At 54.8% G+C, this 20,397-nt stretch carries 15 protein-coding genes and 5 tRNA genes; all 20 read left to right on the top strand.

The window, feature by feature from the left end:
• Positions 1-8: 8 nt before the first annotated feature.
• The 20 genes from birA to fusA all read left to right on the top strand — a co-directional run bounded on the left by birA (position 9) and on the right by fusA (position 20,353).
• Positions 9-998, top strand: a complete 990-nt coding sequence (birA, locus tag GL2_RS04330; RefSeq protein WP_232053759.1) for a bifunctional biotin--[acetyl-CoA-carboxylase] ligase/biotin operon repressor BirA — start codon at positions 9-11, stop codon at positions 996-998.
• Positions 995-1,744, top strand: a complete 750-nt coding sequence (locus GL2_RS04325) for a type III pantothenate kinase (RefSeq protein WP_172621056.1) — start codon at positions 995-997, stop codon at positions 1,742-1,744. The genes birA and GL2_RS04325 overlap by 4 nt, the downstream gene beginning before the upstream one ends.
• A 14-nt stretch (positions 1,745-1,758) precedes the next feature.
• Positions 1,759-2,448: an SPOR domain-containing protein gene (locus GL2_RS04320; RefSeq protein WP_143729457.1), complete on the top strand. Its 690-nt coding sequence runs from the start codon at positions 1,759-1,761 to the stop codon at positions 2,446-2,448.
• 194 nt (positions 2,449-2,642) lie between these two features.
• Positions 2,643-2,718 (top strand) — tRNA-Thr (locus GL2_RS04315).
• A 109-nt stretch (positions 2,719-2,827) separates the two neighbouring features.
• A tRNA-Tyr gene (locus tag GL2_RS04310) sits at positions 2,828-2,911 on the top strand.
• Positions 2,912-2,971: 60 nt separating this feature from the next.
• Positions 2,972-3,045 (top strand) — tRNA-Gly (locus GL2_RS04305).
• A 68-nt stretch (positions 3,046-3,113) separates the two neighbouring features.
• A tRNA-Thr gene (locus tag GL2_RS04300) sits at positions 3,114-3,188 on the top strand.
• Between the two features lie 130 nt (positions 3,189-3,318).
• Positions 3,319-4,512 (top strand): elongation factor Tu, encoded by a 1,194-nt coding sequence (tuf, locus tag GL2_RS04295; RefSeq protein WP_143729446.1) that lies wholly within the window; start codon positions 3,319-3,321, stop codon positions 4,510-4,512.
• A 101-nt stretch (positions 4,513-4,613) separates the two neighbouring features.
• Positions 4,614-4,689 (top strand) — tRNA-Trp (locus tag GL2_RS04290).
• A 116-nt stretch (positions 4,690-4,805) separates the two neighbouring features.
• Complete coding sequence (secE, locus tag GL2_RS04285; RefSeq protein WP_143729456.1) at positions 4,806-5,174, top strand: preprotein translocase subunit SecE; 369 nt, start codon at positions 4,806-4,808, stop codon at positions 5,172-5,174.
• 10 nt (positions 5,175-5,184) lie between these two features.
• Positions 5,185-5,718 (top strand): transcription termination/antitermination protein NusG, encoded by a 534-nt coding sequence (nusG, locus tag GL2_RS04280; protein ID WP_143729455.1) that lies wholly within the window; start codon positions 5,185-5,187, stop codon positions 5,716-5,718.
• Positions 5,719-5,875: 157 nt separating this feature from the next.
• Positions 5,876-6,307, top strand: a complete 432-nt coding sequence (gene rplK / locus GL2_RS04275; RefSeq protein ID WP_143729454.1) for a 50S ribosomal protein L11 — start codon at positions 5,876-5,878, stop codon at positions 6,305-6,307.
• A complete protein-coding gene (gene rplA, locus GL2_RS04270) occupies positions 6,308-7,003 on the top strand; it encodes a 50S ribosomal protein L1 (protein ID WP_143729453.1) in 696 nt (231 codons plus the stop codon).
• Between the two features lie 279 nt (positions 7,004-7,282).
• Complete coding sequence (gene rplJ, locus GL2_RS04265; RefSeq protein ID WP_143729452.1) at positions 7,283-7,777, top strand: 50S ribosomal protein L10; 495 nt, start codon at positions 7,283-7,285, stop codon at positions 7,775-7,777.
• 77 nt (positions 7,778-7,854) lie between these two features.
• Positions 7,855-8,220 (top strand): 50S ribosomal protein L7/L12, encoded by a 366-nt coding sequence (gene rplL / locus GL2_RS04260; protein ID WP_143729451.1) that lies wholly within the window; start codon positions 7,855-7,857, stop codon positions 8,218-8,220.
• A 298-nt stretch (positions 8,221-8,518) separates the two neighbouring features.
• Positions 8,519-12,592, top strand: a complete 4,074-nt coding sequence (gene rpoB / locus GL2_RS04255) for a DNA-directed RNA polymerase subunit beta (RefSeq protein WP_143729450.1) — start codon at positions 8,519-8,521, stop codon at positions 12,590-12,592.
• 130 nt (positions 12,593-12,722) lie between these two features.
• Entirely contained in the window at positions 12,723-16,952 is a 4,230-nt protein-coding gene (rpoC, locus tag GL2_RS04250) for a DNA-directed RNA polymerase subunit beta' (protein WP_143729449.1), read from the top strand.
• 249 nt (positions 16,953-17,201) lie between these two features.
• Positions 17,202-17,576: a 30S ribosomal protein S12 gene (gene rpsL / locus GL2_RS04245; protein ID WP_020411120.1), complete on the top strand. Its 375-nt coding sequence runs from the start codon at positions 17,202-17,204 to the stop codon at positions 17,574-17,576.
• Between the two features lie 110 nt (positions 17,577-17,686).
• Positions 17,687-18,157, top strand: a complete 471-nt coding sequence (gene rpsG / locus GL2_RS04240; RefSeq protein ID WP_143729448.1) for a 30S ribosomal protein S7 — start codon at positions 17,687-17,689, stop codon at positions 18,155-18,157.
• Between the two features lie 90 nt (positions 18,158-18,247).
• Positions 18,248-20,353, top strand: a complete 2,106-nt coding sequence (gene fusA / locus GL2_RS04235) for an elongation factor G (RefSeq protein WP_143729447.1) — start codon at positions 18,248-18,250, stop codon at positions 20,351-20,353.
• Positions 20,354-20,397: the final 44 nt, after the last annotated feature.

Genomic DNA, 20,397 nt, shown 5'->3' with positions numbered 1-20,397 from the left:
AAGAAACTATGGCAAAAAGCCCGCTCGAGCAGTTGCGCCCGGTATTGGAATTACTGGCGGATGGCGGCATGCATTCCGGTGAGTCTCTCGGCGCGACACTGGGTGTAAGTCGCGCAGCGGTGTGGAAGCAATTACAAAAGCTTGAGTACTACGGCTTGGTATTGGAATCGGTTAAAGGGCGGGGCTACCGCCTGCCCGGGGGGCTGGATTTACTTTCATCGGAAAAAATTGATAAAGGGCTCAGTGAAAAAGTTAAAGGGCTTTTGCGCGAGCTACTTCTATTTAACGAAGTAGGCTCCACCAATACACAGCTCCTGACTCGTATGGAGGAGGGCAGTGGGCATGGCGTTGCCATATTGGCCGAGCGCCAGAGTGCTGGCCGCGGACGTCGAGGACGCAACTGGATCAGCCCTTATGGGGCCGGGGTCAGCCTGTCCGTTGGCTGGGAATTTAGTGGCGGGGTACAGATTCTTGAGGGGTTAAGCCTAGCGGTGGGGGTGGCGTTGGCGCGGGCGCTGGAGCGCTTTTCTGTGCCTGATATCCGCCTCAAGTGGCCCAATGATATCTGGTGCCGTGGCCGCAAGCTCGCCGGAGTATTGCTTGAGCTAAAAGGTGATTTAACCGATCGCTGTGCTGTGGTTATCGGTATAGGCCTAAATAGTGGCCTGCGAGATGAAAGTGCCAATGCCATTGACCAGCCGTGGGCGGATTTACAGCAGGTTTGTCCAGGAGTTCCCCGCAATGATCTGGTTGCCGCGATACTTGATGAGTTATTGCCGCTGTTGCACGGGTATCCGCAGCGAGGTTTTGGTGCGTATCGCGATGTCTGGTCGAATCTGGATCAGTTTGCTGGCCAGCGGGTTACCCTGCAGGCGGGGTCTCAGGCTTGGACTGGTACCGCAGCTGGTGTGGATGATAAAGGTGCCTTTATCCTTGATATGGATGGAGAGCTGAAACACTTCCATGGTGGAGAAATTTCATTGCGGGGGCAGATTTGATACTCGAGATTGATATAGGTAATACCCGCGGTAAATGGCGCTTGCTGGAAGAGGGGCGGGTAAATACGCGTGGTCACTTCGGTACCGCTGAGCTTCGCGAGGGTCGGATGCCGGGAGGCTGGGATAAGCTGAGACTGGAGACACAGCCAAAAAGGGTGCGCGTAGTGAACGTAGCTGGACCTGTTGTCGCCGAGTCACTGGTGGAACATGTGCGTGCACTGTTTTCCCTGGAGGTGGAGTTTGCGCAGGTCCTGACAGAATGTGCGGGAGTGGCCTGCGGTTATGATAACCATCGTTTACTGGGAGCAGACCGCTGGTTGGCGATACTCGCCGCCTACGGCCGGGTCCAGCGAGCGGCGCTAATTGTGGACTGCGGCAGCGCGGTTACTCTCGATTTAATAGACAATAATGGCGAACATCTCGGCGGATATGTCGTTCCCGGAATCGGTTTGATGCAGCGCTCCCTGCGGCTGGATACACATGCAGCCAAAAGTGCAGAGGGATTAATCCTGATGGAATCCTTGGGCGCCGGGCGTAATACCGATGAGGCAATTAACCGTGGCTTACTTCTGATGGTGCTGGGGGCAATTGATCGGGCCCTCGCCGAGCTGCGTGAATGCACTGGTGAAGAGCCTATTATCTGGCTTACCGGTGGAGATGGGGCGCTGCTGTGTTCCCTTTATCAGAAGGAGCATCATCTGGTTCCGGAGCTGGTGTTGGATGGCTTGGCGTTGAGTAACCCCTAAATATAAAGACTGTTATGCGCTGGATCGCTCTTTTCTTAGTACTGCTTAACCTGGGGGTATTTGCCTGGTTTGCCGCTACCTCTTCGACAGCCGCTAATGCTGCCATAGCTAGTGGTGCAAGCGGGGATGCAGATGCCCGGGGAATTGTTCTTGTTACTGAGATGGCATCGGCGCAGCTGAGTCCGGTGAAAGAAGTGCCAGCCCCAGTATCGGTCGATGTCTCCGGTGAACAGTTATGCACCATAATCGGCCCCTTTCCTGAAGAGTACCGGGGGCAGGTTATTGTACAGCGTCTCTCAGCCCTCCAGGTTTCCGCCACTCTCCGAGAAATAGAAATGCAGGGGCCGATGCGCTATTGGGTATTTCTGCCACCACTACATTCTCGCCGAGAAGCGTTTAACCGGTTGCGTGAACTGCAGGCCCAGGGTATCGACAGTTATGTAATACCCAAGGGTACTCTCGCTGACGGCATTTCATTTGGTATTTTCAGCGACCGCGGCCGGGCTGAATCCCTTGCGGCAGAATTGGTGGCGAAGGGCATTGGGGCTCAGTCGCGCGAGGAGCCTCAAACCCATATGGAGCGGTGGATTATATTGGCACCGGGGCAGGCTGAGCATCTAGCTGGTGAATTCTGGCAGCAATTACAGGAAGAGCACCCCGAATTCGACCGGCGCCGGAACCTTTGTTCTGAGGTGGCGGAATGAAAGTCTCTCGGCTATAGGTCTTAATCCTCACGAGTTAATCTTTAGCGGCTGAATTTTTCTCCATGAGGCAAATGGCGACACAAAAAATTCTGATTTATCTGTAAAAAGGGTGTTGCGTGCCGGGATAACTTCCCATAGAATCCCGCCTCCATTGACGAGGCTGACTAATCAACTTCGACGATGGAAGGGATAGGGCTGGCGTAGCTCAGTTGGTAGAGCAGCTGACTTGTAATCAGCCGGTCGGGGGTTCGACTCCTCTCGCCAGCTCCATTTTATCCCGGTGCTGTCCATATTGAGTTTTGCTGCTAAGTCTGTGAAATTTAAAGAGAAAAATATTGACAGCGCGGCGGAAGGTGTGGAGAATGCACCCCGCATTGAGGCAGGGGTTCCCGAGTGGCCAAAGGGATCAGACTGTAAATCTGACGCGAAAGCTTCGGTGGTTCGAATCCACCCCCCTGCACCATTTTATACACCGTAAGGTGTTGCCGGCAAAACAGGTAGTTTTGTCTGGAGGCTCCCGCAAGCGGGCATAGTTCAATGGTAGAACCTCAGCCTTCCAAGCTGATGATGCGGGTTCGATCCCCGCTGCCCGCTCCAACTATGGGTTCGGCTGGGAGAGCTCTCCAGTAGGTGGGCCTTGTGGTCGCCTGAAGTGGCGAATTTTTGCTCATGTAGCTCAGGGGTAGAGCACACCCTTGGTAAGGGTGAGGTCGGCGGTTCAAATCCGCCCATGAGCTCCATATTTAATAGCCGCGAGAGTGAGAGCTCTTGCGGTTGTTTGTGTCCGGGGTCGGGGTTTTTCCGGGTCGGATGCGCATGTTCTGGACATAGATGATGTCATTGAAGGCTCATCTATATTAGGAGGCTGCAATGGCAAAAGAAAAGTTTGAACGTTCCAAGCCCCACGTGAACGTGGGCACCATTGGTCACGTTGACCACGGTAAAACCACCCTGACTGCTGCTCTGACCCGCGTATGTGCGGAAGTTTGGGGCGGTGACGCAGTTGCCTTCGACGGCATCGACAATGCTCCGGAAGAGCGTGAGCGCGGTATCACCATCGCTACCTCTCACGTTGAGTACGAGTCCCCGACTCGCCACTACGCGCACGTAGACTGCCCCGGACACGCCGACTACGTTAAGAACATGATCACCGGTGCTGCTCAGATGGACGGCGCTATCCTGGTATGTTCTGCAGCTGACGGCCCCATGCCTCAGACTCGCGAGCACATCCTGCTGTCCCGTCAGGTTGGTGTACCTTACATCGTTGTATTCCTGAACAAAGCGGACATGGTAGACGACGAAGAGCTGCTCGAACTGGTAGAAATGGAAGTTCGCGAACTTCTCGATCAGTACGAGTTCCCGGGTGATGACACTCCGATCATCGTTGGTTCTGCTCTGATGGCCCTGAATGGCGACGACGCCAACGAAATGGGTACTACCGCTGTTAAGAAGCTGGTTGAAACCCTGGACGAGTACATCCCTGAGCCAGAGCGCGCTGTAGATCAGCCGTTCCTGATGCCGATCGAAGACGTATTCTCTATCTCTGGCCGTGGTACTGTTGTAACCGGTCGTGTAGAGCGCGGTGTAATTAACACTGGCGACGAGATCGAAATCGTTGGTATCAAAGAGACCACTACCACCACCTGTACTGGTGTTGAAATGTTCCGCAAGCTGCTCGACGAAGGTCGTGCTGGTGAGAACATCGGCGCACTGCTGCGCGGCACCAAGCGTGACGAAGTAGAGCGTGGTCAGGTACTGGCTAAGCCGGGTTCCATCACTCCGCACACCAAGTTTGAAGCGGAAGTGTATGTGCTGTCCAAGGACGAAGGTGGTCGTCACACCCCGTTCTTTAAAGGCTACCGTCCTCAGTTCTACTTCCGTACCACTGATGTAACTGGTGCGTGTGAACTGCCAGAAGGCACGGAAATGGTAATGCCGGGCGACAACATTCAAATGGTTGTTACCCTGATCGCTCCGATCGCCATGGAAGACGGCCTGCGCTTCGCTATCCGCGAAGGTGGTCGTACCGTAGGTGCGGGCGTTGTTGCTAAGATCATTGAGTAATCTTTGATCTTCGTGCCGCCGGGGTTCCTCGGTGGCGCACTAGATGAGGGGGCAAGCTGTAGTCCTCTCCATCTTCGGGTGCCAAGGTGCTCGTGATGTACAGGCCAGTAGTTCAATTGGTAGAGCACCGGTCTCCAAAACCGGGTGTTGGGGGTTCGAGTCCCTCCTGGCCTGCCATTTTCAAACACTCCACTTTGAATGAGTTTGGGGGTGTCGCAGAACCCTACTTGTCAGTGGGGCTTTTGTGTTTTTAGCACTAAGGGCTTATCTATAGTGCGCTAAGGGCTTCATATATGAATGCTAAAGCAGAAGCGAAAACCTTTCGTCTTGACGGCCTGAAGTGGCTGCTAATAGTGCTGCTGGTTGGTGGTGCTGTGGCGGGCAACTCTTATTATGCCGAGTTTCCCCTGATCTACCGCGTGTTGGCAGTTACTGCCATCTGCTTGGTCGCTCTGGTTGTGGCAGTAAATACCGCCAAAGGTAATGCTCTCTGGCAACTGTTGCGCGAGGCGCAAACTGAGGTCAGGCGCGTGGTTTGGCCGACTCGCCAGGAGGCAACTCAAACCACAGTGGTTGTTGTGGTTTTTGTGTTGATTATGGCGTTAATTCTCTGGGCGCTGGACTCCGCTTTAGGTTGGGCGGCTTCCAAACTCATCGGCTAAAGGTTGATACATGTCAAAGCATTGGTATGTGGTCCAGGCTTACTCGGGATATGAGAAGCGTGTTGCCAGCACTCTGAAAGAGCGCATTGAGCTGCACGAAATGGATCATCTGTTTGGTGAAGTGCTGGTTCCCACTGAAGAAGTGGTGGAGATGCGGGCAGGGCAGAAGCGTAAGAGTGAGCGCAAATTTTTCCCGGGCTATGTCCTGGTGGAAATGGAGCTGAACGACGACACTTGGCACCTGGTGAAAGAAACTCCGCGAGTGCTCGGTTTTATCGGCGGTAAGGCAGACAGGCCTGCCCCTATTACTGACCGCGAGGCACAGGCTATCCTGAATCGCATTGACGATTCAGTTGACAAGCCCAAGCCCAAGACTCTGTTCGAGCCAGGTGAGATGGTTCGGGTTATCGACGGTCCATTTAATGACTTCAACGGTGTGGTCGAAGAAGTCAATTACGAGAAGAGCCGCTTGCGAGTGGCGGTATTAATTTTCGGGCGTTCCACCCCGGTTGAACTGGAGTTTGTTCAGGTAGAAAAAACCTGATACCAGTTTATTTATTTAGCCCTCTTTCGCCGCAAGGTGGAAGGGGGTTTTCGCGTCCCCGGAAAATAAGTTCATTCGGGGGTTTGGGGAGCCTGCTCCTTTAACCATAGCGGTTAGTTGTAGCGGGCGTTACCACCCATCTAAGAGGAGAGCTGTAATGGCTAAGAAAGTCGAAGCTTATATCAAGCTGCAAGTTAAGGCCGGTCAGGCCAACCCGAGTCCGCCCGTAGGTCCCGCACTGGGCCAGCACGGCGTGAACATCATGGAATTCTGTAAGGCGTTCAACGCCCAGACCCAGAGCCTTGAGCCGGGCCTGCCGGTGCCAGTTGTGATTTCTGTATACAGTGATCGCTCCTTCACCTTCATTATGAAGTCTCCGCCCGCAGCGGTACTGCTGCGCAAGGCCGCCAAGATCAAGAGTGGTTCCGGTCGCCCGAACACCGAAAAGGTGGGCAAGGTTACCCGTGCACAGCTGGAAGAGATCGTAGAAATGAAGAAGGCCGATCTGACTGCATCCGATATGGACGCGGCCGTGCGTACTATCGCCGGTTCCGCACGCAGTGCCGGTATCGAAGTGGAGGGTCTCTAAGTGGCTAAATTGAGCAAGCGTCAGCGCGCAATCGCTGAAAAAGTGGAAGCTGGCAAAGCGTACGGCATTGAAGAAGCCGTTGCTCTGCTGAAAGAACTGTCCAACGTCAAATTTGCAGAGACCGTAGACGCCTCTGTAAACCTGGGCATCGACCCGCGTAAATCCGACCAGGCTGTTCGTGGCGCGACTACTCTGCCGCACGGTACAGGTAAAGAAGTACGTGTTGCTGTCTTCACCCAGGGTGCCAATGCTGATGCCGCTAAAGAAGCGGGTGCTGATCTGATCGGTATGGACGAACTGGCTGCTGACGTGAAGGCTGGCAAAATGGACTTCGACGTAGTGATCGCCTCCCCGGATGCGATGCGCGTTGTGGGTCAGCTGGGCCAGATCCTCGGCCCGCGTGGCCTGATGCCGAACCCGAAGACCGGTACCGTAACTCCAGACGTCGCTACTGCAGTTAAAAATGCCAAAGCTGGTCAGGTGCGTTTCCGCGCTGACAAGGGTGGCATCATCCACGGTGGTATCGGCAAGGTTGGCTTTGAGCTGAATGCACTGCAGGAAAACCTGGAAGCACTGATTGCTGACCTGAAGAAGGCCAAGCCGGCTTCTGCCAAAGGTGTATTCCTGAAGAAGATCACCCTGAGCACCACTATGGGGCCAGGCCTGGTTATCGACCAGTCTTCTCTGAACATCTAATTATGGCTGTGCAGTCCCTGGGGGCTGCGCGCCGAAATGAACTTTGGGGTCCACCCTACGCTTCGGCAGGTGGGTGGGCCGTCAAAGACCGTAGGTGCCCGTTACGTTGAGGTTTAACGTGTCTGGCTTAATCCGAACTTCGGCCAGGTTGGCCAAAAAGAGGTTCGAGCCTACGCAGACGGTGTCGCCCAAACCAGTATTTTTACTGGATTTGAGCTTTATGCACCGGAACGGATCGGGCGATTAAGTCCGGTTTTTTTCAAATCCAGGAGTGACACTATGGCTATTGGACTCGTAGACAAGAAAGCGATTGTCGCAGATGTCCAGCAAGCTGCTGAGGGTGCCTTGTCTGCGGTAGTTGCGGATTCCCGCGGCGTGACCGTAAATGACATGACAGCCCTGCGCAAAGAGGCTCGCGAGAACGGCGTTTGGTTAAAAGTCGTCCGCAATACTCTGGCGCGTCGCGCTCTGGCAGGAACCGAATACGAATGTCTGACTGACAAATTCGTAGGTCCTAGCATTGTTGCATTTTCCAACGAACACCCAGGTGCCGGCGCGCGCATCCTGAGCAAGTTCGCTAAGGGCAATGACAAGCTGGAACTGAAAGGTGCTGCCTTCGAAGGCGTGATCACCGACGTCGAATTGTTGGCAAGTCTGCCGACATACGACGAGGCGATCGCCAAGTTGATGAGCGTGTTGAAAGAAGCATCTGCTGGCAAGCTGGTCCGCACTATTGCGGCCGTTCGCGACCAAAAAGAGCAGGAAGCTGCGTAATACATTCGCATTGGCGAATCGCGGTTTCAAAACGAAATACGAGCAGCTACTGCTCAAACCAATTCAGGTAATGACTCATGTCTCTGACTAAAGAAGATATCATCAACGCTGTTGCCGAAATGTCTGTAAAGGACGTTGTTGAACTGATCGAAGCAATGGAAGAGAAGTTCGGTGTAACTGCTGCTGCAGCAGTTGTTGCTGGCCCAGCTGCTGCTGAGGCCGCTGAAGAGAAGGATTCTTTCGACGTAGTCCTGACTTCCGCTGGCGATAAGAAAGTGAACGTGATTAAAGCTGTTCGCGGCCTCACCGGTCTGGGCTTGAAAGAAGCCAAAGGTCTGGTTGACGGTGCTCCGAGCCCGCTGAAAGAAGGCGTAACCAAAGACGAAGCTGAAGCCGCTAAGAAAGAGCTGGAAGAAGCTGGCGCAACTGTAGAACTGAAGTAATTCAGTTGTTGCGATTCCCGCTAACAGTCGCGTAAAGCGACAGGTAGCGGTAAGGCTGGTGGACTTTTGTCCGCCGGCCTTTTTGCCGTTTGCGGTACTGGGGTTTTTAGTGGTGCCGGCGGAACAAAAAAACCGTGGCAAACCTCATTTAACCATAGCGCAGCTGTGCTGCCTAAATGCAAGCGGAGAGGTTTCTGACCAGGACAGTCAATCTGTGTTGCTCAGAGGCTTCTCGCCCGGAGGGGCTCCCGACTGGAGTCCCACGAAGTCTTGTCACTGATCAAGCTGGGGAATTTGAATGGCTTACTCATATACTGAGAAAAAACGTATCCGCAAGGATTTTGGCAAACTGCCTAAGGTCATGGATGTGCCCTTCCTGCTTGCGATACAGCTGGATTCATATCGCAATTTTACGCAGGCCGATAAACGCCCCGACGACCGTGTGGACGTTGGCCTGCAGGCGGCGTTTAAATCTGTATTTCCGATTGTCAGCTATTCCGGCAATGCCGCTCTGGAGTATGTGAGTTATACGCTGGGTAAGCCCGCCTTTGACGTTAAGGAATGTACTCTGCGTGGTGTGACTTATGCATGCCCGTTACGCGTGCGAGTGCGCCTGATTATTTACGATAAAGAGTCTGCGAATAAGTCCATCAAGGACATCAAGGAGCAGGAAGTGTACATGGGCGAGATTCCGCTCATGACCGATAACGGTACTTTCGTGATCAACGGTACCGAACGTGTAATCGTATCCCAGCTGCACCGTTCCCCGGGTGTATTCTTCGATCACGACAAAGGCAAGACTCACTCTTCCGGTAAGTTGCTGTACGCTGCGCGCGTCATCCCCTACCGTGGCTCCTGGCTGGATTTTGAATTCGACCCGAAAGACCTGGTATTCGTACGTATCGATCGCCGTCGTAAACTGCCAGCCACCATCCTGTTGCGCGCCCTGGGTTTCTCCTCTCAGGAAATGCTGGAGATGTTCTTCGAAAGCAGCAAGTTTGAGCTGCATGATGATCACGTCAGCCTGGAGTTGATTCCGTCCCGCCTGCGTGGTGATGTTGCCTCCTTTGATATCAAGGATGGCCAGGGTAAGGTAATTGTGGAAGAGGGACGCCGGATTACCCCGCGTCATATCCGTCAGCTCGAAAAAGCCGGTGTGGAAAAGCTGGAAGCACCGCTTGAGTACCTGTTCAGCCGTGTTCTCGCGAACGATATTATCGATGAGTCCACAGGTGAAATCGCCGTTGAGTGTAATACCGAGATCACTGCAGAAGTGATCGCGCAACTGCGTGAACTGAATATTAAAAGTTTCGAGACGCTGTACACCAACGACCTGGATCGCGGTCCATTTATTTCTGACACCTTGCGCGCAGACCCTTCCCGCACCCAGTTGGAAGCCCTGGTGGAAATCTATCGCATGATGCGCCCGGGCGAGCCGCCCACCAAGGAATCCGCAGAGTCCCTGTTCGAGAACCTGTTCTTTACCGATGAGCGCTACGACCTGTCCGCAGTTGGCCGTATGAAGTTCAACCGCCGCCTCGGTCGTGAAGATGAAACTGGTGCTGGCACCTTGAGCAAAGAGGATATCGTCGACGTATTGAAGACGTTGATTTTTATCCGCAATGGCCAGGGTATGGTGGACGATATCGACCACCTGGGTAACCGTCGTGTGCGTTCCGTGGGCGAAATGGCTGAAAACCAGTTCCGCGTCGGTCTGGTACGTGTAGAGCGTGCAGTTAAAGAGCGTCTGTCTATGGCGGAGTCCGAAGGCTTGATGCCGCAGGACCTGATCAATGCCAAGCCGGTTGCCGCAGCCGTGAAAGAGTTTTTCGGCTCTTCGCAGCTGTCCCAGTTTATGGATCAGAACAACCCGCTGTCAGAAGTGACGCACAAGCGTCGTGTTTCCGCGCTTGGTCCGGGTGGTTTGACTCGTGAGCGTGCAGGCTTTGAGGTCCGCGACGTACACCCGACCCACTACGGTCGTGTATGTCCCATTGAGACGCCGGAAGGTCCGAACATTGGTCTGATCAACTCCCTGGCGACCTATGCTCGAGCCAACCACTACGGCTTCCTCGAGAGTGCCTATCGCAAAGTGGTTGACGGTAAAGTTACCGACGAAATCGAATACCTGTCAGCGATTAACGAAGCTAACTATGTTATCGCCCAGGCATCTGCTGCTGTTGATGATGAGGGTAGCTTCACCGATGACCTGGTGAGTGTGCGCCATCACAACGAATTCGCCCTGAAGGCACCGGCTGAAATCCAGTATATGGATGTGTCTGCCAAGCAGGTGGTTTCCGTGGCTGCGGCGATGATTCCGTTCCTCGAGCACGATGATGCCAACCGCGCCTTGATGGGCTCGAACATGCAACGCCAGGCGGTTCCGACCCTGCGTGCTGAAAAGCCGCTGGTGGGTACCGGCATGGAGCGTACCGTAGCGCGCGACTCGGGTGTGTGTGTGGTAGCCAAGCGTGGCGGTGTGATTGAGCGTGTCGACTCCAGCCGTGTAGTGGTGCGAGTGGCAGACGCCGAGGTTGAAGCCGGTGATGCAGGTGTGGATATCTACAACCTGACCAAGTACATCCGCTCCAACCAGAATACCTGTATCAACCAGCGCCCGATTGTTAGCACTGGCGATCGCGTATCCCGCGGCGACATCCTCGCCGATGGCCCATCTGTAGATCTGGGTGAGCTTGCCCTGGGCCAGAATATGCGCATCGCCTTTATGCCTTGGAATGGTTACAACTTTGAGGACTCCATCCTCATCAGTGAGCGCGTTGTACAGGAAGATCGCTTCACAACCATTCACATTCAGGAGCTGACCTGTATTGCCCGTGACACCAAACTGGGCAGTGAGGAAATCACCGCAGATATTCCCAATGTGGGTGAGTCTGCGCTGAACAAACTGGACGAATCCGGCATCGTCTATATCGGTGCGGAAGTGGGCGCGGGTGACATCCTTGTCGGTAAGGTAACTCCGAAAGGCGAAGCCCAGCTGACTCCAGAGGAGAAACTGCTGCGTGCGATCTTTGGTGAGAAGGCGTCCGATGTTAAGGACACTTCCCTGCGAGCGCCCAGCGGCACCCGCGGTACCGTGATTGACGTGCAGGTGTTCACCCGTGATGGTCTGCAGAAAGACCAGCGCTCCATCGATATCGAGAAGGCGCAGCTGGACGAAGTTCGCAAAGACCTGAATGAAGAATACCGCATTGTTGAAGGCGCAACTTTCGAGCGTCTGCAGCAAGCACTGCGGGACCAGAAGGCCGCTGGTGGTAAAGGTATCAGCAAGGGCCAGGAGCTGACCGCTGAATTGCTGGCTGCGCTGCCCCGCGAAGACTGGTTCAAGCTGCGTATGGAAGACGAAAGTCTGAACGAGCAGCTGGAAAAAGCCGAAGTCCAGTTGAAAGAGCGCCGCAAGCTGCTTGATGAAGCCTTCGAAGACAAGAAGAAAAAACTGGAGTCCGGTGATGACCTGGCTCCGGGCGTGCTGAAAATCGTTAAGGTTTACCTGGCGATCAAGCGCCGTATCCAGCCGGGTGACAAAATGGCCGGTCGCCACGGTAACAAGGGTGTGATCTCCGTGATCAAGCCGGTTGAGGATATGCCTTACGACCAGAATGGTGAGCCGGTGGATATCGTCCTGAACCCGCTGGGCGTTCCTTCGCGGATGAACGTGGGTCAGGTTCTGGAAATGCACTTGGGCATGGCCGCTAAGGGCCTCGGCGTAAAAGTCGACAAGATGATCAAGGAACAGCAGGAAATCGCCAAGGTGCGCGGATTCCTGGAAGAAGTCTACAACTCCACTGGCGGACGTAAGGAAGAGCTGGACGAGTTCTCCGATGAGGAAGTCATGACCATGGCGCAGAACCTGCGTCGCGGTGTACCCATGGCGACCCCGGTATTTGACGGTGCCGATGAAAGTGAGATCAAGCACCTGCTGCGTCTTGCGGATATCCCAGACTCGGGTCAGATCACCCTGCACGACGGCCGTACAGGCGATGCTTTCGAGCGTCCGGTGACTGTGGGCTACATGTACATGCTGAAGCTGAACCACTTGGTGGACGACAAGATGCACGCGCGTTCTACCGGTTCCTACAGCCTAGTTACCCAGCAGCCGCTGGGTGGTAAGGCACAGTTCGGTGGCCAGCGCTTCGGGGAGATGGAAGTGTGGGCACTGGAAGCTTACGGTGCTGCTTACACCCTGCAGGAAATGCTCACGGTTAAATCCGATGACGTGGAAGGGCGGACCAAGATGTACAAGAACATCGTGGACTCCGACCATCGTATGGAGCCGGGTATGCCGGAGTCCTTCAACGTACTGGTCAAGGAAATCCGCTCTCTCGGTATGAACTTCGAGCTCGAGCACGAGTAAGACCGAGTAGTGCAGCAACCTGTTAGCAGGTGAATTGAGACAAGCGCCGGTGCCCCTGAAAGCAGTAGGGCACCGGCCTACCCGGCACAGCGTATCGGCCGGGTTGACTACCCCTAGTGGAGGAAAGGCCTTGAAAGATTTATTAAATCTGGTGAAGTCCCAGGAACACCTGGAAGAGTTTGATGCGATTCGCATCGGTCTGGCCTCGCCGGACATGATTCGTTCCTGGTCCTACGGCGAAGTGAAAAAGCCGGAGACCATCAACTACCGTACCTTCAAGCCCGAGCGTGAAGGTCTGTTCTGCGCCAAGATCTTCGGTCCGGTGAAGGACTATGAGTGCCTGTGCGGTAAGTACAAGCGCATGAAGCACCGCGGTATTATCTGTGAGAAATGTGGCGTTGAAGTGACTAAGGCCAAGGTGCGTCGTGAGCGTATGGGCCACATCGAACTGGCCAGCCCGGTTGCGCACATCTGGTTCCTGAAGTCCCTGCCGTCCCGTATCGGCCTGTTGTTGGACATGACCCTGCGCGATATCGAGCGCGTTTTGTACTTCGAATCCTACGTGGTTACCGAGCCGGGTATGACCACCCTGGAGCGCGGTCAGCTGCTCAACGATGAGCAGTACTTCGAGGCGATGGAAGAGTTCGCCGACGAGTTTGAAGCGAAGATGGGTGCCGAGGCGATCCAGGAGCTGATGAGTGATATCGAGCTGCCTGCGGAAATCCAGCGTCTGCGCGAAGAGATTCCGGCGACCAACTCCGAGACCAAGATCAAGAAGTTGTCCAAGCGTCTGAAGCTGTTGGAAGCCTTCTACAAATCCGGAAACAACCCGGAGTGGATGATCATGCAGGCCCTGCCGGTATTGCCGCCGGATCTGCGCCCGCTGGTACCGCTGGATGGTGGTCGTTTCGCGACCTCCGACCTGAACGACCTCTACCGTCGTGTGATCAACCGTAACAACCGTCTGAAGCGTCTGCTTGAGCTGAACGCGCCGGACATTATCGTGCGCAACGAAAAGCGCATGCTGCAGGAATCTGTGGACGCACTGCTGGATAACGGCCGTCGCGGCCGCGCGATCACCGGCTCCAACAAGCGCCCGCTGAAGTCCCTGGCGGACATGATCAAAGGTAAGCAGGGTCGTTTCCGTCAGAACCTGCTGGGTAAGCGTGTGGACTACTCCGGTCGTTCCGTGATCGTGGTTGGTCCGACCCTGCGACTGCACCAGTGCGGCCTGCCCAAGAAAATGGCCCTGGAGCTGTTCAAGCCGTTCATTTTCGGCAAGCTCGAATCCCGTGGTCTGGCCACTACCATCAAAGCCGCGAAGAAAATGGTAGAGCGCGAGGAAGCGGTCGTTTGGGATATCCTCGACGAAGTGATCCGCGAGCACCCGGTACTGCTGAACCGCGCACCGACCCTGCACCGTCTGGGTATTCAGGCATTCGAGCCAGTACTGATTGAAGGTAAGGCAATCCAGCTGCACCCGCTGGTTTGTGCGGCCTATAACGCCGACTTCGATGGCGACCAGATGGCGGTACACGTACCGCTGACAATCGAGGCGCAGTTGGAATCCCGCGCGCTGATGATGTCCACCAACAACATCCTGTCGCCCGCCAACGGTGAGCCGATCATTGTACCCTCCCAGGACGTGGTACTGGGTCTGTACTGGATGACCCGCGAACGCGTTAATGATAAAGGTGAGGGCATGTTCTTCTCCGATATCAAAGAGGTGAGCCGTGCCTTTTATGCCAAGCAGGTAGGCCTGCAGGCGAAGGTTAAGGTGCGTATCCGCGAGAAGATCCTCGGTGAAGATGGTGAGAAACACGAAACCATCTCCGTACAGGACACCACTGTAGGCCGTGCACTGCTGTGGAATATCGTACCGGAAGGACTGCCCTTCGAGCTGGTTAACCAGCCGATGAAGAAGAAGTCTATTTCCCGTGTATTGAACGAGTGCTACCGCAAGGTGGGACTGAAGGCGACCGTAATCTTCGCCGACCAACTGATGTACACCGGTTTTGATTTCTCCACCAAGTCAGGCTCCTCCATCGGTGTGAACGATTTTGAGATCCCGGCCGAGAAGGCCGAGCTGATCGATGCCGCAGAAGCCGAAGTGAAGGAAATTGAAACTCAGTTCGCTTCCGGCCTGGTAACCCAGGGTGAGAAATACAACAAGGTCATCGACGTTTGGTCGCGCACCAACGACAAGGTGACCCAGGCGATGATGGCCGGTATCAAGAAAGAGAAGGTGATTGATCGCGAGGGCAAGGAGACCAAGCAGGACTCCTTCAATTCCGTCTTTATGTACGCCGACTCAGGCGCACGGGGTTCCGAGGCGCAGATTCGCCAGCTTGCCGGTATGCGTGGTCTGATGGCCCGTCCGGATGGCTCCATTATTGAGAACGCCATTACCGCGAACTTCCGTGAAGGTCTGACCGTACAGCAGTACTTCATCTCGACCCACGGTGCACGTAAAGGTCTGGCAGATACCGCACTGAAAACCGCTAACTCCGGTTACCTGACCCGTCGTTTGGTAGACGTGGCGCAGGATGTGGTAATTACCGAAGTGGATTGTGGTACTGACGACGGCCTGACTATGGCGCCGGTGATCGAGGGCGGTGACGTAATCGAGTCTCTCGGTGACCGTATCCTCGGTCGTGTTGTAGCCCGAGATGTCCTCAAACCCGGCAGTGAAGAGATCGCTGTTTCCGCCGGCACCATGATCGATGAGAAATGGGTTGAGCGCATCGAAGCCATGGGGATCGATGAGGTTCTGGTTCGCTCACCGATCAGCTGTACTACTTCACACGGTATCTGTGCCCAGTGTTATGGCCGCGACCTGGCCCGAGGCCATCGCGCCAACTCCGGTGAGTCTGTGGGCGTTGTTGCAGCCCAGTCTATCGGTGAGCCGGGCACCCAGCTGACCATGCGTACCTTCCACATCGGTGGTGCGGCAAGCCGCGCCTCTGCAGCTGACAGTATCCAGATCAAGCAGTCCGGTACTGTGCGTCTGCACAATCTGAAAACTGTAAAGACCGAAGTTGGCACCCTGGTAGCGGTTTCCCGTTCCGGTGAGCTGGCCATTGCCGATAGCGCCGGCCGCGAACGCGAGCGCTACAAGCTGCCTTATGGTGCGGTGATCAGTGTTTATGAAGGTGCCGAGGTTGACGGTGGCAAGATTGTAGCCAAGTGGGACCCGCATACCCACCCGATCATCACCGAAGTTGCCGGTTGGGTAAAACTGTCCGGAATGGAAGACGGGCTCTCTATCCGCAAGCAGACCGATGAAATTACCGGCCTGTCCTCTATCGAGGTGATCGACCCAGCTGAACGCCCGGCTGCAGGTAAAGACCTGCGTCCGGCGGTAACTCTGGTTGACGAAAACGGTAATGAGCTGACCCTGGCCAACAGTAATGCGCCCGCACACTACGCATTGCCACCGCGTGCCATCCTCAGCCTGGCCGACGGAAACAAGGTGAATGTGGGCGATGTTATCGCACGTATTCCACAGGAATCCGGCGGTACCAAGGACATTACCGGTGGTCTGCCACGCGTTGCTGACTTGTTTGAAGCGCGCAAGCCGAAAGAGCCGTCCATCCTGGCGGAGATCTCCGGTACTGTTTCCTTCGGTAAAGAAACCAAGGGTAAAGTCCGTCTGCAGATTACACCGCGTGACGGCAAGCCACTGGCGAACGGTAAGGACCACTATGAGGTTCTGATTCCTAAGCACCGCCAGTTGACTGTGTTTGAAGGTGAAACTGTAGAGAAGGGTGAGGTGATCTCTGATGGCCCATCCAACCCACACGACATCCTGCGCCTGAAAGGTGTTGAAGAACTGGCTCGTTATATCACCAACGAGATTCAGGAAGTTTACCGCCTCCAGGGTGTAGGTATTAACGACAAACACATTGAAACGATTGTGCGTCAGATGCTGCGCAAAGTGGAAATCACCGAAATGGGTGATTCCGGTTTCATTAAGGGCGACCAGGTTGAATACCAGCGCGTGATCGAAGAGAACGAGCAGCTGCGTGCCGAGAACAAGCAGCCTGCCCAGTTCGAGCGTCTGTTGCTGGGTATCACCAAGGCGTCTCTGGCCACCGAGTCCTTCCTGTCTGCAGCCTCCTTCCAGGAGACCACCCGCGTCCTGACCGAAGCGGCGGTAACCGGCAAGGAAGACAGCCTGCGCGGCCTGAAAGAAAACGTGGTTGTGGGTCGCCTGATCCCGGCGGGTACCGGTCTGGCCTACCATGCCGAGCGCAAGCGCAAGCGCAGCCTGCAGTTGGAAGAGAGCTTCGGCGAAGGGCCTTCCGCAGCAGAGGTGGAAGCTGCATTGACCGAGGCTCTGAAGTCCTCTGGCGAATAAGGCGTATACCCATCCCGTCCTTGTGGCGGGGTGGGGTATGCCCAGGCACTTCGGTGCCGAGTAAGATTGGCGACTGTCTGTGATGTAAGCACTTACTTCTGTCGCCGATTGACTAGGCGGGTTGTCGCTTATAGAATGCGGCCCCCGCTGATGTGGGGTGTTTCGTCCGACTTCCGGGTCGGCGTTACACACAGACGACAGGCCCTCACTGTTAGAGGTGGGGGCATTTTATTTTTGGAGTGATTTTTAATGGCAACGATCAACCAGTTGGTTCGTAAGCCGAGAAAACGCAAAGTCGAAAAAAGCGACGTTCCCGCCCTGCAGGCTAGCCCGCAGCGTCGTGGAGTTTGCACTCGTGTGTACACCACTACACCGAAGAAGCCGAACTCCGCACTGCGCAAGGTTTGCCGTGTGCGTCTCACCAATGGTTTCGAAGTAACTTCGTACATCGGTGGTGAAGGCCACAACCTGCAGGAGCACAGCGTGGTGCTGATTCGCGGCGGTCGTGTAAAAGACCTGCCGGGTGTGCGCTACCACACTGTACGCGGTGCACTTGACTGTGCCGGCGTAAACGACCGCAAGCAGGGCCGTTCTAAATACGGCGCCAAGCGTCCTAAAGGTTAATCACCTTTAACGATTTGCGTTTCGGTTTCCAACCGGAGTAAGGCTGAGCTCGCCGGATTGTAAAGTTTTACGGCGGCGTCTCAGATTAACCCTGAAGAGAGGCAATTCCTATGCCGAGAAGACGAGTAGTCGCTAAGCGCGAAGTACTGCCCGACCCCAAGTTCGGGAACGTCACACTGGCCAAGTTCATGAACCACGTCATGATCAGCGGCAAGAAATCAGTAGCAGAGCGTATCGTATACGGTGCCCTTGATACTATTTCTGAAAAATTGAACAAAGACCCGATCGAAGTATTTGAAGAGTCTTTGGAAAATATCGCGCCTATGGTGGAAGTAAAGTCCCGCCGTGTTGGTGGTGCGACTTATCAGGTGCCTGTAGAAGTGCGTCCCTCGCGCCGTACGGCTCTGGCAATGCGTTGGCTGGTAGAGTTCTCCCGTAAGCGCGGTGAGAAGTCCATGGCCCAGCGCCTGGCCAATGAAATGATTGATGCGGCTCAAAACAAGGGCGGCGCAGTCAAGAAGCGTGAAGATGTACACCGTATGGCGGAAGCCAACAAGGCGTTCTCTCACTACCGCTTCTAAGTCTGATGATTACCAACATCGGAAATTAATACCGAAAGGCAGCACGGAAATTTCCAGGCTGCCTTTTGCCGTTATATCGAGGATACAACTGTGGCACGTAAAACGCCTATCACACGTTACCGCAATATCGGTATCGTCGCCCACGTAGACGCTGGTAAAACTACCACTACAGAGCGCGTACTCTTCTACACCGGCTTGTCCCACAAAATTGGTGAGGTGCACGAAGGCGCCGCCACCATGGACTGGATGGAGCAGGAGCAAGAGCGTGGAATTACCATTACTTCCGCTGCAACGACCTGTTTCTGGGCTGGCATGCAGCAGCAGTTCGATCAGCACCGTGTAAACATTATTGACACTCCAGGACACGTTGACTTCACCATCGAAGTTGAGCGCTCCCTGCGTGTACTCGACGGTGCTGTTGTTGTGCTGTGTGGCTCCTCTGGTGTTCAGCCTCAAACTGAAACCGTTTGGCGTCAGGCGAACAAATACGAAGTACCGCGCATGGTATTCGTCAACAAGATGGACCGCGCCGGTGCTAACTTCCGCGGCGTAGTAAGCCAGCTTAAAGACCGCCTGAACGCAAACGCTGTCCCTCTGCAAATGACTATCGGTGCTGAGGACGAGTTTAAAGGCGTTGTCGACCTGGTGAAGATGAAGGCCATTCTGTGGAATGAAGCCGACCAGGGCATGACTTTCGAATACGCTGACATTCCCGCTGAGATGCAGGATGAGTGCGACGAGATGCGCGAGTACCTGGTAGAGGCTGCGGCCGAAGCCAGCGAAGAGCTGATGGAAAAGTACCTGGAAGAGGGTGAGCTGACCGAAGAAGAAATCAAGGCAGCAATCCGTCAGCTTACTCTGGCCAACGAAATCGTACCGGTTCTGGGCGGCTCTGCGTTCAAGAACAAGGGTGTACAGGCTGTGCTGGACGCAGTTATTGAATACCTGCCGGCGCCGACTGAAGTTAAGGCGATCGAAGGTACTCTGGAAGATGGCGAAACTGTTGAGAGCCGCGAAGCTGACGACAATGCACCGTTCGCTGCGCTGGCGTTCAAAATTGCTACCGATCCCTTCGTTGGTACCCTGACTTTCTTCCGCGTTTACTCCGGTAAGCTGGAGAGCGGTACTGCGGTGTACAACTCCGTAAAAATGAAGAAAGAACGTGTTGGTCGTATGGTGCAGATGCACTCTAACGACCGCCAGGAGATCAAAGAAGTACTGGCAGGTGATATTGCTGCCGCGATCGGCCTGAAAGATGTAACTACTGGTGACACCCTGTGTTCCGAGAGCAACAAGATTGTTCTGGAGCGTATGGAGTTCCCAGAGCCGGTAATCTCTGTAGCGGTTGAGCCTAAGTCCAAGCCGGACCAGGAAAAAATGGGTATCGCATTGGGCAAGTTGGCCCAGGAAGACCCGTCTTTCCGTGTGAAAACCGACGAAGAAACTGGCCAGACCATCATCTCCGGAATGGGTGAGTTGCACCTGGACATCATCGTTGACCGTATGCGCCGTGAATTCAGTGTTGAGGCGAACATCGGTAAGCCTCAGGTGGCCTACCGCGAGACCATTCGCAACACCTCTGAGATCGAAGGTAAGTTCGTTCGTCAGTCCGGTGGTCGTGGTCAGTACGGTCACGTATGGGTGAAGTTCGAGCCCGCAGAAGACGAGTCTCAGGAAGGTCTGGAATTCGTTAACGAAATTGTGGGCGGTGCGGTACCGAAGGAATATATTCCGGCGGTGCAGAAAGGTATCGAAGAGCAGATGAAGAACGGTGTTCTGGCTGGCTACCCGCTGCTGGGCCTGAAGGCGACTCTGTACGACGGTTCCTTCCACGATGTGGATTCCAATGAAATGGCGTTTAAAATCGCCGGCTCCATGGCGACCAAGAAACTGTCCAGTCATGGCGGTGCAGTGCTGCTCGAGCCGATGATGAAGGTGGAAGTGGTAACGCCAGAAGAGAACATGGGTGATGTGGTTGGCGACCTCAATCGTCGTCGTGGCCTCATCCAGGGTATGGAAGATAACCCCGCTGGTAAGGTTGTTAATGCGGAAGTACCTTTGGCTGAGATGTTCGGTTATGCAACCGATCTTCGCTCTGCTACCCAGGGCCGTGCTACCTACACCATGGAGTTCCTGAAGTACGCCGAAGCGCCGAAAAATGTTGCCGATGAGATCATGGCAAAGAACAAAGCCTAATTAACTTCTGCTCAAAAGAGCCCCGGTGGATACTGGGGTTTCTT

This window comes from Microbulbifer sp. GL-2 (genome assembly GCF_007183175.1).
In the GTDB taxonomy this organism is placed as follows: domain Bacteria; phylum Pseudomonadota; class Gammaproteobacteria; order Pseudomonadales; family Cellvibrionaceae; genus Microbulbifer.
The sequence above is the reverse complement of the archived record's forward strand: the minus strand, read 5'-3'. Positions and strand labels throughout refer to the sequence as shown.